Annotated in this window: 1 protein-coding gene; it reads right to left on the bottom strand. The window is 39.3% G+C overall.

All coding sequences use genetic code 11. The features are described 5' to 3' along the window. Positions 1-5: 5 nt before the first annotated feature. Complete coding sequence (locus tag NB504_RS17565; RefSeq protein ID WP_161437755.1) at positions 6-269, bottom strand: hypothetical protein; 264 nt, start codon at positions 267-269, stop codon at positions 6-8. Positions 270-1,428: the final 1,159 nt, after the last annotated feature.

The following is a 1,428-nucleotide window of genomic DNA, read 5'->3' as shown; positions in this document are numbered from 1 at the left end:
GCGTGCTAGCGTTTTTCTACTTTGCTATTCAAACCAGAGACTAATGCAGATGCCTTAGTCTTTGCTGCTTCTTGATATGTTTCGAATACATCTTCATTTTTTCGTCCACTAAAATGAAGAACTCCGTGAACCACTGCCATAAAGAAGGAAACAACAACAATAAAAATTGGTGACAAACCAAGACCTTCAAAATTTAAAGATATCAATCCTAAGACAAAGAAAAGACTTGAAGCTATAGCAATTTTTTTACTACGAGATGAAGATTTCATAAGCATCCATATAAGCAAGTTAAACTTATGAGATGTTACAGATTATCAATTACGCATAAGTTGACTTAATTAACAGAATTAAGAGCTTATAACGCCCGGCTAAGGGGTTGACAACGCACCGCCGAACTTAAAAAACACACTGTAAACACTGAACTTCAATTTTGCACTAAAGTCGCCAAGCGTTGGCAATCCCTCTTGAGCCGTTTGTTATGCAAATTCAATGAGATAAACCGAATTTATACGACCAAAAGCCACGATTACAATGGTTGAGTGATTCAAGAATCAACCCAAGCAAGAACTGTGATAAATAAGCCGCCAAAACAAAGTCCACCGTTCAACAACAAACCAAGCTTTTGAATGAGACAAACTCAACAAGCAAGACTTTCAGCAAGTGCAAAATGCTCGATAAACTTGCCTTTCCACACTTTGTGCCCACTGAATTTACAACGCGCCAGCGCTAAAACTGATTGAGGCAAACAAAGAACCTTGCCTGTTTTACGGTTTAAGTTAACCACGAATTTGAGGGTAAAAAAGCTCATTTGCCGACAACACAAAACGAATGGCCAGAGAAATCCTAAAAGATTGAACCCCTAAATTTACCTGAGTTGCATAACGCCCGGCTAAGGGGTTGACAACGCATAGCCGAACTCAAAAAACACACTGTAAACACTGAACTTCAATTTTGCACTAAAGCCGCCACGCGTTGACAATCCCTCTTGAGCCGTTTGTTAGGCCAACCGATTGACAACGACACTTTAAAAACCAAAGAACAAGCTTTTTTGTAAACTTAAAACTAGCTAACAGATTCAGTTATAAACCAAAATTCCAACTCAGCAAAGAAACAAAAAACTCAAATTGAGCGATTTGGAAGAAAAGTGACGAGCGTAGCATGCTCGGCGGACGTTTGGATGCTGAAGGTTATTTTGCCGCTAAACTGACAGCGCTAAGCAACTCAACGCGATCAAGAAACAACAAATATGTGATGATTATTTATTGCTTAAGCTAAGCCACAAAACATGGAATTTATCGCTCAATTCCAACTCGATTTAGCTGATAAAAACTCACCTTGCCTAACGCCCGGCTAAGGGGTTGACAACGCACCACCGAACTCAAAAAACACACTTAAACACTGAACTTCAATTTTTCACTAAAGTCGCCA

Origin of the sequence: Vibrio sp. RM-69-4, from assembly GCF_024743775.1 — a bacterium.
Lineage (GTDB): Bacteria > Pseudomonadota > Gammaproteobacteria > Enterobacterales > Vibrionaceae > Vibrio > Vibrio anguillarum.
The sequence above is the reverse complement of the archived record's forward strand: the minus strand, read 5'-3'. Positions and strand labels throughout refer to the sequence as shown.

Excerpts from the sequence above, each read along its gene's own strand:
- NB504_RS17565 (WP_161437755.1), bottom strand. The coding sequence starts at position 269 with ATGAAATCTTCATCTCGTAGTAAAAAAATTGCTATAGCTTCAAGTCTT.